At 35.1% G+C, this 14,327-nt stretch carries 13 protein-coding genes and 1 tRNA gene; 6 read left to right on the forward strand and 8 right to left on the reverse strand.

The window, feature by feature from the left end; all coding sequences use genetic code 11:
- Positions 1–100 precede the first annotated feature (100 nt).
- Positions 101–544, forward strand: a complete 444-nt coding sequence (locus ACFSQS_RS13810; RefSeq protein ID WP_388020131.1) for a GNAT family N-acetyltransferase — start codon at positions 101–103, stop codon at positions 542–544.
- Here ACFSQS_RS13810 and ACFSQS_RS13815 read toward each other — a convergent pair whose 3' ends face one another.
- From ACFSQS_RS13815 to rnpA, 5 genes are read right to left on the reverse strand one after another with little or no spacing between them, the layout of a single operon-like run.
- Positions 545–2,026, reverse strand: a complete 1,482-nt coding sequence (locus ACFSQS_RS13815; protein WP_388020134.1) for a T9SS type B sorting domain-containing protein — start codon at positions 2,024–2,026, stop codon at positions 545–547.
- A gap of 6 nt (positions 2,027–2,032) precedes the next feature.
- The gene (locus ACFSQS_RS13820) at positions 2,033–2,887 is read right to left on the reverse strand and encodes an OmpA family protein (RefSeq protein ID WP_388020137.1); all 855 of its coding nucleotides are present in this window, start codon (positions 2,885–2,887) and stop codon (positions 2,033–2,035) included.
- 37 nt (positions 2,888–2,924) lie between these two features.
- On the reverse strand, positions 2,925–4,559 hold the full coding sequence (locus ACFSQS_RS13825) for a S41 family peptidase (protein ID WP_388020140.1): 1,635 nt from the start codon (positions 4,557–4,559) through the stop codon (positions 2,925–2,927).
- A gap of 4 nt (positions 4,560–4,563) precedes the next feature.
- Entirely contained in the window at positions 4,564–5,376 is an 813-nt protein-coding gene (locus tag ACFSQS_RS13830; protein ID WP_388020143.1) for a DUF4349 domain-containing protein, read from the reverse strand.
- Between the two features lie 12 nt (positions 5,377–5,388).
- Positions 5,389–5,763 carry a ribonuclease P protein component gene (gene rnpA, locus ACFSQS_RS13835; protein ID WP_388020146.1) on the reverse strand — a complete coding sequence of 125 codons (375 nt, stop codon included), beginning with the start codon at positions 5,761–5,763 and terminating at the stop codon, positions 5,389–5,391.
- 142 nt (positions 5,764–5,905) lie between these two features.
- Between rnpA and ACFSQS_RS13840 the strand changes: the two genes are divergently transcribed.
- Positions 5,906–7,765, forward strand: coding sequence for a CBS domain-containing protein (locus ACFSQS_RS13840; protein ID WP_388020149.1), 1,860 nt, complete (start codon positions 5,906–5,908; stop codon positions 7,763–7,765).
- Positions 7,759–8,961 (forward strand): succinylglutamate desuccinylase/aspartoacylase family protein, encoded by a 1,203-nt coding sequence (locus ACFSQS_RS13845; RefSeq protein ID WP_388020152.1) that lies wholly within the window; start codon positions 7,759–7,761, stop codon positions 8,959–8,961. The genes ACFSQS_RS13840 and ACFSQS_RS13845 overlap by 7 nt, the downstream gene beginning before the upstream one ends.
- Positions 8,962–9,022: 61 nt before the next feature.
- On the opposite strand, the gene ACFSQS_RS13850 is transcribed toward ACFSQS_RS13845, so the two are convergent.
- Both ACFSQS_RS13850 and ACFSQS_RS13855 read right to left on the reverse strand, forming a co-directional pair.
- The gene (locus ACFSQS_RS13850) at positions 9,023–9,502 is read right to left on the reverse strand and encodes a DUF1761 domain-containing protein (protein ID WP_388020185.1); all 480 of its coding nucleotides are present in this window, start codon (positions 9,500–9,502) and stop codon (positions 9,023–9,025) included.
- Positions 9,503–9,587: 85 nt separating this feature from the next.
- A complete protein-coding gene (locus tag ACFSQS_RS13855; protein WP_388020155.1) occupies positions 9,588–11,594 on the reverse strand; it encodes a glutamine--tRNA ligase/YqeY domain fusion protein in 2,007 nt (668 codons plus the stop codon).
- Between the two features lie 100 nt (positions 11,595–11,694).
- Between ACFSQS_RS13855 and folB the strand changes: the two genes are divergently transcribed.
- From folB to ACFSQS_RS13870, 3 genes are all read left to right on the forward strand, one after another.
- Complete coding sequence (folB, locus tag ACFSQS_RS13860) at positions 11,695–12,057, forward strand: dihydroneopterin aldolase (RefSeq protein WP_388020158.1); 363 nt, start codon at positions 11,695–11,697, stop codon at positions 12,055–12,057.
- A gap of 48 nt (positions 12,058–12,105) precedes the next feature.
- Positions 12,106–12,176 (forward strand) — tRNA-Cys (locus ACFSQS_RS13865).
- A 248-nt stretch (positions 12,177–12,424) separates the two neighbouring features.
- Positions 12,425–13,375 (forward strand): DMT family transporter, encoded by a 951-nt coding sequence (locus ACFSQS_RS13870; protein ID WP_388020161.1) that lies wholly within the window; start codon positions 12,425–12,427, stop codon positions 13,373–13,375.
- A gap of 65 nt (positions 13,376–13,440) precedes the next feature.
- On the opposite strand, the gene ACFSQS_RS13875 is transcribed toward ACFSQS_RS13870, so the two are convergent.
- Complete coding sequence (locus ACFSQS_RS13875) at positions 13,441–13,872, reverse strand: TerB family tellurite resistance protein (RefSeq protein ID WP_388020164.1); 432 nt, start codon at positions 13,870–13,872, stop codon at positions 13,441–13,443.
- Positions 13,873–14,327: the final 455 nt, after the last annotated feature.

The raw sequence follows: 14,327 nt of genomic DNA on the forward strand, positions 1-14,327 counted from the left end.
CTAAGCGCAGTCGAAGTGTAGAATCTGTTTAAAAAAAGTTGAAATAAGTTCAATTAAAAAGATTGTTACGCCTTAAAAAAGGCTCACGATTATTAATTTTATGCTATCAATAAAAATAAAAACCTTTCAAGAACTAACAACGCAAGAACTATACGATATGCTCCAATTACGTAGCGCGGTTTTTGTTGTGGAACAAGATTGTGTTTATCAAGATTTAGATGGCAAAGACCAAAAAGCATTGCATGTTTTAGGTTTTAAAAATGATGAAATAATAGCTTACGCGCGTATTTTTAAACCAGGTGATTATTTTAACGAAGCCAGTATTGGTCGCGTAGTTGTCGCAATAAACGAAAGGCAATACAAATATGGTTACAATATTATGAACGCTTCCGCGGAAGCGATAAAAAGCTATTTTAACGAAACTAAAATTAAAATTTCAGCTCAGGTGTATCTAAAAAAATTCTACAACAATTTAGGTTTTAAAGCTATTGGTAAAGAATATCTTGAAGATAACATACCGCATGTTGCGATGTTAAAAGGATAATTAACGTTTTAAAGCAAAAAAACCTCTAATTACAGTTTTGTTGTTTAGGGTTATTTTATACCAATAACTATCTACGGGTAAATGACTGCCGTTTAAAGTACCGTCCCAACCTTGCGATGTGGGAAGCATGAATTTTAAAAATTTTCCATATCTATTGTAAATAACAATATGGTTTACACTGTTATTGTTATCTATTACGTTCCAATAATCATGGTTGCCATCGTTGTTTGGGGTAAAGTATTTCGGAATATAATAATCGTTGTTTGCAATATCTAGGTTAATACTAACTGTAAATTGAGATTCGTTACTATCGCAAACCGTTTCGTTGTAAATATAAATGGTTTGTGTGGTGCTTATAATATCGCCGGCTTGCAAGGGTAAACCATTTCCACCAGATTGGGTAAAGTAATTACCATTATTAAGCACTGGTAACACGTAGCTAGCACCTATAAAATTCTGTAAGGTATCAACCGGAACAAAATTACCGCAATCTGATAGTTGGTTAACATAGTTTGAAAACGAGGCAGGAATCCAATTAGGAAAGCTTAACGAGGCATCATCTACAACTACGCAATTTAAGTTTGCATTTAATTCAAAATTCATAATAGTTGCATTTTCATTGGTACCATTTTTAATATTTAGCCAACATAGGTTATTGTTGCTGCAATTTAAATTTACCAACGATGTGTTTCTAGACATATCTAATTGCGTAATCTGGTTGAATTCGCAACTTAAATCGCTAAGCAGTGTATTTTGGCTAACATCTAAATTGGTAAGCAAATTATTAAAACACAGCAAAACACGTAAATTAAGGTTTTGGCTAACATCTAAATTGGTTAATTGGTTTATGCCGCAATCTAAAAAAGCTAAATTGCTATTTTGGCTAACATCTAAATTAGTGAGTAGATTTCCTCGAATAAGAAAGGAATTTAATGTTGTATTTTGGCTAACATCTATATTTGATATTTGATTGTTTTCGCACACCAAAACATTTAGGTTAGGGTTTTGGGTGGTATTTAAACTGCTTATAAAATTATTGCCACAGGTTAACGAAATTAAATTAGGGTTATTAGCAACATTAATTGTTGTAAGTTGGTTAAAATCGCACCACAATATTCTTAAAGCAGTAAGCGCAGAAACATTTAAAGTGGTTAATGCATTGTTGTTGCAATATAGTTCTGTAAGGTTGGTGTTTGATGTTATTGGAAGGCTGGCAAGGTTATTTTCAGAACAATCTAAAATAGATATAGCGGCAAAATCCTGAATTCCGGTTAAGTCTAAAATGTTTTGCGAGGCCACATCTAAATTTGTTACGGTATTTATGTTTGCCGTGGGTACAAAATCATCTAATGGTCCAGAATCGAAGCCAAGGTTAATCAAGGCTTGCTCAAAATTATCATCGGGCACAAAGGTGTTTTGAGATGCACAAAATGTACTTATTAAAAATAAGCATAATGTAAAAAAATTGATTTTGTAAACCATACATTTTTAGTTCTCATTACCTACATAAGTAATTAAAATTTCTACACGTCTATCGAATTTTGGGTCGCCACCAAGCGGAAATTTTCTGCGCATGCCCATATAGCGCATACGTTTTTTATTAACGCCTTTTTTGGCAAAATAATTATAAACGTATTTCGCCCTGGCTTCAGATAAATTGCGCTTTTTGGTTTTTCTGTTTATGGCATCTCTAGAAAACTTGGTACAGCACACGTGCCCTTGAATGGTAAAATAAATATCGTCGCGCTCAACCAATGCCTCGGCAATTTTGGCCAGTGTTTTTTTAGAATCTGGGGTAACCGTAGCGTACCCCGTTTTAAATAAAATGTTCTCAAAAAGTATTTTATCGCCAACTTTAAGATGGCTTTTTATTTGTTCTGGAACATCTTTTTTTTCAACTGTTTTTGCTATAGGCTGTTCTGTTTCAACAATCTGGGGTTTTGGCTTTACAATAATTTCTACTTTTCGGTTTAAGCCTCGAATTTTCAACAGGTTTTTTTCGTTGATTATTTTTAGTAATATTTTACCTTTTCCGTCAACATTTGAAATTAAACTTTCGCTTATTTCGTTATTGGAAAAAATAGATTTTATGGCATCGGCACGTTGCTGCGACAGTTTTTGGTTGTAATCGTCTGCACCCACATCATCACAAAAACCATAGATGGAAATAGACTCGATATCGATATCGGCTAAGTTTGAAATAAAGAGCAGCAACCGGTTTTCTTCGGTGGGTGGCACATCATATTTATCGGTATCAAAATACACATCGTGTGTGAGTTTACTTTGAGAAGAAGCTGTGCTAAAACAAAATACAATGAGTATGATTCTAAATAAGGTATGCATTACTTTGGGGATAGAATATAAGTATAAATATACGGTTTTATCTTAAATAATTTGAATACGTTAAAGGGCTACTAAGAATATTGGTGGCTTTTTTTATTTTTGGGTCGTTAATTTTATAATATTCGTACAGCCCTTCCCTATAAACATAGCGCTTTACTATTTCTTTGGTTAAAAGGCTTAGCAGATACTCTTTATTTTGGTCTATAGCCTTTGTTTTTGATGTGTTTAAATTAGTAACCAACGTGTTGTAATCTGTTTTAATGGCAGTATGTAAATCTTCTTTTTTGGCGGTTTCAAAGGCTTTTAAAAGTACTTTTTCGGTTTGGGTTTCAAATGAAAAATTATTGGCCTTTAAATAGGTTTTAAAATCTGAAAAATCTGAAGCCGATAGTTTAAAATTATCCATATCGGTCATCGGGTTTTTGTAATAATATTGGGTAGCAAAATCGAATATCAGGTTTTCGTTTGCCAGGGCATTAATAACTGCAGAGTTTTTAATGGTGCCCATGTTTTCGTCTGGAAATACGCCGCCGCCATCAAAAACCTGTCTTCCGTTTTTGGTTTTATAGGCGTTATAATTTTCTTGTTTTACTTTAACGGCTTCGCCTTTATCGTTTCTATTCCAATAATCCAACGATTGGATACATCGGCCCGAAGGCGTATAATACCTAGAAATAGTTATTTTAACCTGTGTGCCGTAAGTTAGCATTTTAGGGCGTTGCACCAAGCCTTTGCCAAAGCTTCTGGAGCCTACAATAACGGCGCGATCTAAATCTTGCAAGGCGCCCGATACAATTTCGCTGGCCGAGGCGCTGCCGCCATCGATTAAAACCACTATCGGAATTTCGGTATCAATAGGTTCTTTTTGGGTGTAATACGTTCGGTTGTATTTTTTTACTTTAGATTTTGTAGTTACTACCAATTGGCCTTTTGGCACAAATAAATTAACGATTTTAATAGCCTCGTTTAGTAGTCCGCCCGGGTTGCCTCGTAAATCCAGAATTATGCGCTCTGCTCCCTGTGCTTTTAGATCCCGCAGTGCATAATTGGTTTGTGCTGCCGCTTTGTTATTAAATTGAGACAGCACGATATACCCGGTTTTATCGTTAACCATTGAAAAATGTGGTACAGCATTAATCTCTACTTCGGCTCTGTTTATGGTGGCGGTTTTGGTTTGGTTTTGGCGTTTGTAGGTTACTTCAACCGATGTTCCCGGTGCGCCTTTTAGTAAATTGCCTGCATCGTCTTTATAACCTTCAACTGTAGTGTTGCCCACTTTTATAATTTCGTCTCCGGCTTTTAAACCCGCTTTATCGGCAGGGTAATCTTTATAAGGTTCAACAATTACCAGTTTGTCTTTTTGGGTTCTAACTTTTGCACCAATGCCAATGTAATCGCCGGTATTGTTAATTCTGGCGGCTTCAACATCTTGTTCGTTTAAAAAGTTGGTGTAAGGGTCTAAATCGGCCAGCATGCTTTTTATGGCGGTATCCATTAAATCGCCCGGGTTGGTTTCGTCAACATAATTCATGTTAAGTTCTTTAAACAAAGTGGTAAAGATTTCAATTTGTTTGGCGATTTCAAAAAAATCGTTTTTAAAAGCCGAACCCGTAAATAGGATGCTAAACGCCAAAACGGGAATTAGTATTTTCTTTTTCAGGAGGTTTTTCATGTTGTTATTTCTTTTTTTTGAGCCATTTTTTAATTAAAAAGAACAAGATTATAAGTATAATTATAAACGGCCATATATGCAATAATCCTATAAAAAACATAGATAATCCATTAAAACCAGACTTAATAGCGTTCCACATTTTTGTTCCGTAGGAAACTGTAATGCCTCTTTTGGCTGAGAGTTTATAGAATTCTATATTTAATGTGCTTAAAGCAACTTTGTTTGTTAGATATTTTAATCGACCATGTTTGGCTTCAATTTCTTCTCTTATTTTAGATAGTTCTTTTTCAATGTCAAGAATTTCTTTTACATTTTTTGCTCCCGAAAGCAGTTCTAAATAGCGTTTCTCTAGGACTTGTTTGGCTTTTAGTCGCGCTTCTAAATCTATAAATTCTTCGGTTACATCTTTTGATGATATTCTTTTAGTATCAAAAAATGAAACATGATTACTTATGGAATCTATAGTTTTCTGAAAATTATTTGTAGGTATTCTTATGGTTAAATGTCTTGTGATTGTGTGGTACGACTTATTGGATTTATCATCTTGAACAAACCCTTTATTTTGAGTTATAAATTGATTGATTTGCTTGTAGGTTTTGTCTAAATCTTGGGTTTCAAAACGCAAAAACGATTCTTTGATGAATTTTTGCTCAATATCTCCATTAGGTAGTGAAACCAAAGCGTTTATCGATGGTGGTTCTTCTTTGTAAAGTACCTCTGAGACAACATCGTATTCTACTGATGCCTCATCATTAGATCGCGCTTTAGAGCACATCAAAGGGAGTAGCAGTAAAAATAAGTAAGAAAATAGTTTCATGAAAAATACTTTTTATTGCGAAACCTTATCTAAAAACTTTTCAAATAAGTGTTTCATTTTGGTTTCTACTTGGGCAAATGTGGGTTTGTCTTTGCCAATGTACAAAATCATAAACGCATATTGTGTTGTCGTGTTGTTAAAAAAATCAGCTTTGTTTAGTCTATAAGCCTCTCTTAACAAACGCTTTATATGGTTTCTGCTAACAGCTGTTTTAAAGTTGCGCTTACTTACCGAAACGCCTGTTTTTGCCTTAACCTTATCATTAAAAGTGGTGGGCAAATACACCAAACGCAACGGAAAAGCAGAAACCGACTGTCCATCTGTAAACAGTTGGTCGATAAGCTTTTTGCTTTTTAGTTTTTCTTTTTTTGGATAAGAGGCAGCCATACTTTGTTAAATGTAACCGCAAAAATAGGAATAAGAATCAATACCCGTGTAACGATATTTTTATATGATAAAAATCATTCTTTATTTATTTAACATACAGTAATTTAATCTTTTTAATTTGTTTTAAGTAATTTTAGAAACCATGGGAGACTTGAATATTAGAAAACTAAATAACAAAAAGGAGAAAGCACATTATATTCATCATTTAATAAACGACATTGAAGCTTTGGAAATGATGATAGATAAGGGCATGATTGAAGAATCTCCCATCCGCATTGGTGCAGAGCAAGAGTTTTGCTTGGTAAACAAAAACTTTTTACCAGACAACAATGCCATGGCGGTTTTAAAAGCAATTAACGACCACCATTTTACCACCGAAATAGGTAATTATAACCTCGAAGCAAACCTTGACCCTATAGAGCTTAAAGGCAATTGTTTTTCAGAATTGCACACCCAGCTGGATAAACTTCTTAATAAAGCCAAAGCGGTTGCCAGCAAAATGGGCACCAAAATAATTTTAACGGGTATTTTGCCTTCGCTAACCCTAGATAGCATTACTGAAGATAAAATGACACCCATTAAACGCTATAAGGTTTTAAACGAAGCCGTAAAAAAAACCAGAAAACAAGATTTTAGCATACATATAAGAGGTGCAGACGAGCTAAACCTGCTTCACGATTCGGTTATGTTAGAAGGCTGCAATACAAGTTTCCAGATGCATTTACAAATTAACCCAAAAACGTTTATAGATAGCTATAATTGGGCACAAGCCATTTCGGGGCCTATTTTAAGTGTATGTGCCAACTCCCCAATATTATTTGGTAAAGAACTTTGGAGCGAAACCAGAATAGCACTCTTTACCCAAAGCGTAGATACGCGCGCAAACTCTTTTTTATTAAACGAAAAACAATCTCGTGTTAGCTTTGGTAACGATTGGCAAACCGGATCGATAACCGATATTTTTAAAGATAATATTTCGCGTTTTAGAAGCTTTATTTCTACAGATTTTATGCGAGATAGTCTAGAAATGGTACAAAACAACGAAACACCAAAACTAAGTGCCTTAAATTTGCACAATGGTACGGTTTACCCCTGGAACCGGGTTTGCTACGGCACAGGCAATGGCAACCCACATTTACGCATAGAAAATCGTTACATCCCTTCCGGACCAACCACAAGAGACGAAATTGCGAACATGGCACTTTGGGTAGGTGCTATGCTTGGGCAACCAAAAGCCTATAAAAACATACATGAAAAATGGGATTTTAAAGATGTAAAAACCAACTTTTTTAATGCCGCTCGTTACGGAATGGCCGCTCAATTTTATTGGAATGGTAAATACGTTTCCAGTCTCGACCTTGTACAAAACGAACTTTTGCCCATGGCCTATAGAGGGCTTTACAGCGTTGGTATTTCTCCTAAAGATGCCGAGTATTATTTAGGCATTATAGAAAATAGGATAACAAGTCTCAATGGTGCCGAATGGTTAACTAGAAACTACAGACATTTAAAAACCACGCATAACAGGTACGAGGCTATGCAAATATTAACCGCAAAACTTTACGAAAAACAAGAAAAAGGCTATCCGGTATCAACTTGGAATAGACTAAAAACCAATACAGACTCGCCGTTTAAAGACTCCAGAACCGTTAAGCATATTATGAATACCGATATTTTTTCGGTAGATAAAAACGATAGCGTAGAACTGGTGTTGCATATTATGAAATGGAAAAACATCCACCACATGCCAGTAATAGATGCACACAGAAAAATTATTGGCATCATTTCCTGGACAGATATAAAAGACTGTTTAAATAACGCTGAAGTTTTGCATGGCTCAGTAAAAAAAATAATGAACACCAATATTGTTTCCATTACCGAGAACAAACCCATAGAAGAAGCCAAACGCTTAATGAAAACCCATAACATTAGTTGTTTGCCAGTCATTAAATACGATAAATTAAACGGATTGATTACGCTAAAAGATTTTGATGAATGCTAAAAGAAAATACCGAAATACTCGAAAACCCTGCAGACCTTAATAGAATAATTGGTAAAGTTAAAGGCCCAACCAAAGGGGCAACCGTTGTTTTTTTTGGCGGCATCCACGGCAACGAAAAAGCCGGGGTAAAAGCACTACAGCTTCTTTTTAAACATATTAAACCTAAAACTGTTAAAGGAACAATTTATGGGATTTTAGGCAACCTAACAGCACTTAAAACCAACCAGCGTTACATAGACCAAGATTTAAATAGACTCTGGACGCCCTCGCAAATTGAAACGCTTTTTAATAAGTCTATTTTAAACAACGAAGAACAGCAAGCTTTTCAGATATTTAATCTATTGCAAACTATTTTAAACCAAGAAAGCGGCCCGTTTTATTTTATAGACTTTCATACTACTTCCAGTATTTCACTACCGTTTATAACTATAAATGATGCCCTAATAAACAGAAAGTTTTCTAAGCAATTTCCCGTGCCAATTGTTTTGGGTATCGAAGAGTTTTTAGAAGGCCCTTTGTTAAGTTATATAAACCAATTAGGATATGTGTCTTTAGGTTTCGAAGCCGGACAGCACGACTTAAAGACATCTACAACCAACTGTATTGCATTTGCTTTTTTAACCTTAGCCTATACAGGTGTTTTAAAAAAAGAAGCACTTTTTGGTTTTGAAGATTATTATAACATCTTAAAGCATGATGCAGAACAAATTAAAGATGTTTTCGAGGTTGTATATCAATATAAAATAAAACCCGATCAGGACTTTAAAATGCTTAATGGGTTTAAAAGTTTTCAGAATATAAAAAAAGGCACTCCTTTGGCGCATAGCAACAATAAGCCAATTATATCAAAGCACAATGCCAAAATTTTTATGCCGCTATATCAATCCAAAGGCGACGACGGCTTTTTTATTATTAAAACCATAAAACCGTTTTACTTGAAACTATCGGCAATATTACGGCGTTTTCGTTTTGATGAGCTTTTGGTGTTTCTTCCAGGAGTCTCTTGGATAAACCATACCAAAGGCGCTTTAATGGTTAACCTTAAAACTGCCAGATATTTGGCAAAACCGTTTTTTCATTTGTTGGGGTATAGAAACAAGCAAGTTAACGAAACCCATTTAAAATTGTTTAGTCGAGAAAAAGAAGCAAAAACCAATACTTATAAAAAAGAGGCGTGGTATAAGATAAAGCTATAGTTAATTGGCCTTGAAATGGTTTTTAAAACATTTTTTTTATGATTCTGCTATTTTAATTATTCTACAACCCACATAAAATACCGCCCATAATTCCTAATGTTACTATCCAATATCCAGCATTTATAAATATATATTTGGCCCCTTTGCGCTCAAATAAGGCATTGGTTCCAATAATGGGAAGCGCTACAAAAATTCCTGCCAGTGTGCCATGAAACGCTCCGTGTTTAAAGGTTCTGTAGGCTGTTCCGTAATCTGCCATAAACGCTTTAAACGATGGTAAAGCTGTAGTTGGATCTCCACCAACCATACCAAAGGCGCCCCATTGGTGGTTGGTCATTTGCATAAGCTGTACGGCTAATAAGGCTGCAAAAAACAAGGCTAATCCAAATATTTTGGCCATATTTCCGCCTTTTATTTTTTCCTCTGTCATTCCAGAAGCTTGCATCCATGCGTTTCCAAATACTTTTGGGTTGTACCATATAAATCCTACAACTAGAGCAGCAACTGCAGCAATTGGGATTGCTATGGGGTTAATTGGCATTTCCATAATATTTTAGTTTTTAGTTATAAGCTAAATATAGCTAAAAATATTACGCCCGCATTTTTTTTTAACACTTAGCACTGTGCTAAATAGCCTTAGCTTCAGTAACTAACAACGCGTTTTTATCTTCTAAAGCTTTCGTTATAAAAGCGTTAATAACATCGTTTTTTTCTAAACCGTTTTGCAATAGAACACCCAAAGTAATCATGGTAACAATACGTGTTCCAGATTTTTTTACAGAAGTATTAAACAAGGGTTCTATATCATTATAAGTTACTTGTTTTGCTAATTCTTGAATTTCTGTTTTGGCTTTAGCTTGTTTATCTTCTGGTAATCTATCGTACTTTTTGCCGTAAGATTTTATAAGTTCAATTGCTGGTCTGTTATTGTTTTGCAGTGTTTTTGATGGCTTTTCGTTGGTATTTTGTTTTGGTTTTTGTTTGGCCCACGAATCTCGTAAACCAACTGTTTTATTAAATACTAATTGATTAGAAGTAGAATCGCTATCAACATTAAAATAGCCTAAACGTTGAAACTGAAACCTATTGCCCATTTTGGCTTGTTTTAAACTTGGTTCTACAAAAGCTTCGATGGTTTTTAATGAGTTTGGGTTGATAAAATCCATAAAACTTTTATCTTGATGGCTATCTGGGGCTTCATTTATAAACAACCTGTCGTATTCTCTAACTTCAGCTTTTATAGCATGTTTAATAGATACCCAATGTAAGGTGCCTTTTACTTTTTTTGATGTGTCTTCATTATAAGTACAATGAATTTCATTAACATTCCCATCAATATCTTTTACAAGGCTTTCAGCCTTAATAATGTAAGCATTTTTAAGTCGCACTTCGCCGCCTAGTTTCAATCTAAAAAACTTGCTTCCTGCTTCTTCTTTAAAATCTTCTTTTTCAATAAACAGCTCACGAGAAAACGGTACTTTTCTAGCTCCCGCATTGTTATCTTCTGGATTGTTTTCGGCTTTTAACCACTCTTCCTTGTCTTCCGGATAGTTTGTAATTACCAGTTTTACAGGGTTTAAAACCGCCATAACCCGTGGTGCCGTTTTGTTTAGATCTTCGCGAATGCAAAACTCTAAAAGCGATACATCTATTACATTGTCGCGTTTTGCAACACCAACGGTTTCAACAAATTTTTTGATGGCACTTGGGGTGTAGCCACGGCGGCGCAAACCAGAAATGGTAGGCATTCGTGGGTCGTCCCACCCATTTACAATACCTTCTTCTATAAGTTGCAACAATTTGCGCTTGCTCATTATGGTAAAGCTTAAGTTTAAACGTGCAAACTCGCGCTGTTTAGGCAGTAAGGGGTATTGGTTTTTGCTGTAGTTATACACTTGGTGCTTAAACCAGTTGTAAAGTTCTCTATGTGGTTTAAACTCTAAAGAGCATAACGAGTGCGAAATTTGTTCGATGTAATCGCTCTCGCCATGGGTCCAATCGTACATTGGGTAAATACACCAATTGTTACCGGTTCTGTGGTGGTGTTTTTTTAGTATGCGGTACATAATGGGGTCGCGCATTAGCATATTGGTATGTTGCATATCAATTTTTGCCCGTAAAATATGAGAACCTTCATCAAACTCGCCAGCTTTCATACGTTCAAAAAGGTTTAAATTCTCAGCTACGCTTCTATTTCTGTAAGGGCCATCAACTCCTGGTTGAGTTGGTGTGCCTTTTTGTTGGGCCATAGCTTCGCTAGATTGAGAATCTACATAAGCCTTTCCGTCTTTAATAAGTAAAATGGCCCAATCGTAAAGTTGCTGAAAATAATCTGAAGAATACAATTCATTTGCCCAAGTATAGCCTAACCAAGCAATATCGCGCTTAATGGCATCAACATATTCTTGCTCTTCTTTAGCTGGATTGGTATCATCAAAACGCAGGTTTACAGGTGCATTGTATTTTTCTCCTAAACCAAAGCTAATGCCAATTGCTTTGGTATGCCCAATGTGCAAATACCCATTAGGCTCTGGCGGAAAACGAAATCGAAGCTTGTTTTTTGGCATACCGTTGGCTAAATCGTCTTCTATGATTTGCTCTAAAAAGTTAAGTGTTTTTTTTTCTTCAGACATAAAAATTAGCAGCGCTGTACAACAGCTTTTAAAAACTATTGATATTAAACAAAAATATTGTGCAAAATTAGGTAATTTTGGCGACTTAAAAAGATACCTTATGGGAATTATAAAAGTAGAGAATATTCGTGTGTTTGCCTATCATGGTTGCTTAAAAGAAGAAACTAAAATAGGAAGCGATTATCGTGTAGATTTAAAGGTTAAAGCCAATTTACAGCAATCTGCAAAAACCGATAAGTTAACAGATACTGTTGATTATGTGTTTTTAAACCGAATTATTAAGGAAGAAATGGACAAACCTTCCCATTTACTTGAAACCGTGGCAAAGCGTATTCTAAATAGGATTTTTAAAGAAGATAAAACGGTAAAAAAAGCAAGCGTTTGGGTAAGTAAATTAAATCCGCCCATAGGAGGCGATGTGGCACGTGTAACGATAAAAATGACCGATAAACATAAAAAGTAATTTTTTGTAAGATTAAGTAATATTTTTTTTTACATTTGCAACCAATAAGGCGTCGTGGCCGAGTGGCTAGGCAGAGGTCTGCAAAACCTTTTACAGCGGTTCGAATCCGCTCGACGCCTCACTAACAGACTACTGTAAAAGGTAGTCTTTTTTTTTGCAATTTATTGAGGTGTTTGTTCTGGTATTTAATATTTAAAATGGTTTGCACGATTTCTTACGTTTATCTTAATTGTAATACCTAGCCCATTATAGCATTTTAGGAAAAAAACAGGATAATATAGTACCGTTAATGGTTAGTTTAGTGTTAATTCAATACTAAACGGCCAGCTATTTTTGCCGGTTTATTTTTAACAAGCTATTACTAAAGATGAAAAAGCCAAGAATTGCACTTGTTATTGGGATATTTTGTATTTCGGTGTTTCCTATTTTGGTTAAACTTAACCTAGCACCTGGCGTTGTTTCGGCATTTTACAGAATGTTGTTTTCGTTATTATTGCTTTTGCCTTATGTTTTAATTAGGCGCCAGCTTAAAATACCAAATTTAAAAGCGGGTATTTTAGCTGTTGTTTGTGGCGTTATTTTTGGTAGCGACGTTGCTGTTTGGAATATTGCCATACAAGGATCTACAGCTACACAGGCTTCTTTGTTAACCAATCTATCGCCGGTATGGGTAGGTGTTTTAGCGTTGTTTTTTTTAAAAAACAAACCTAAAACCAATTTCTGGATAGGCACGATAATAGCCGTTTTAGGTATGATGATGTTAGTTGGCTTCTCGGTATTTAAAAATTTAGATTTCGATTTGGCCTTTAGTTTTGGCGTACTTTCTGGGGTTTTATATGCTTTTTATATGCTTATAAGCAAGCAGGTACTAAGGAGTATGAATATTTTGTCTTTTATGACTATTACCTTAACGGCTTCTTCTTTGTATTTAGGCCTGGTAAGTTATGCCTTAAACGAACCTTTTACCGGGTTTTCCAATTTGGGTTGGTCGGTATTGGTAATACAAGCTGTAGTTTGCCAGTTGCTAGCGTGGTTACTTATTAGTTATGCCACAAAGCATATGCGTGCCACCCGGGTTTCTGTAAGCTTGTTGGGCCAAGGGATATTGTCGTCGTTATTAGCATGGTTTTTTATTGATGAAACAATTACACTGCAAATGGTGTTTGGAGGTATTGTTTTATTAATAGGAATTCGGGTTACTTTTTTTGAAAAGCAGTTAATATCTCTATCTTATTTCAAGAAGCTTTTGTGCAATTTTAAAACTAGGCCCACAGGAAAACATTTAAATGTAAATGTTCTGCGAAAGCGGTTTAATTAAATATAGGTAAAAAAAATGCAGACCCTGTAAGTCTGCATTTTCAGTATATTAATGTATGGTATAGATTACCTGTTCATCATTTTAATCTCTTCCATAAAGGTTTCAAGGTTAACATTGTTTTTTACTAATGCCAAGGCTTTGTCCACTATGTACTTTACGTTTGCTGTATTAAACCCCAGTCCAACCCCAATTTTGTTTAAAAGCCTGTGTTCTGGGTCTCCATTAATTTGATCTACGTAAACCATACGTGTTAAATCGTATAAACGCTCCAAGCGTCTGCTGTATGATGATGGCGGATTTATAGGGTGCGATCTGTAATCTTTTAAGATGATTTTATAATCAATTTCGCTAATGCTTAAATTACGGGCTAATCTGTCTAAAAATGCTTTTTCTTCATCGGTAATAATTCCATCGTCCATGGCAACTCGTACTATGGCGGCAAAGTGGTCTTCGTTACGTTTTTTAAAACCACTATCAAATAATTCAGAAAACGACATATATTTTGTTTTTTTAGTGATACAAACCTACATATTTTTTTATTATTATGAACTGTAAAGTTTAATTTTTTGAGCCTTTTAAAAGAGTCGCGCTTTCCACTATATCTTTTTAAAAGCAACGTCATTGCAATGACGAAGGTAGCCTGCAATGAGCGCAGTTGAAGTGGGGCAATCTGTAAAATTTTAGTTTTCTACAAGATTAATTCTTTCCATTTTTTAAAAAGGGATGCTCCCGAAACTTTAGGACAATCGCTAACGTACATATTTGTTAATTTATGTTTTAACTGCAAACTTGTTTTGTTTTTGGAGAGGTTCGTTTAACGTGTTTCTTTAGTTTGTAATAAATAACTTTATATAGAAAAAGAGGAGAACTATAACGTGTTTTAGAATTACAGATCCATGACACGTACGAGTCCTCTCTTTCTATAGAGTTGCAAAGAACCATTTGGAATACC

Source organism: Gelatiniphilus marinus, assembly GCF_042684345.1.
Classification (GTDB): domain Bacteria; phylum Bacteroidota; class Bacteroidia; order Flavobacteriales; family Flavobacteriaceae; genus Gelatiniphilus; species Gelatiniphilus marinus.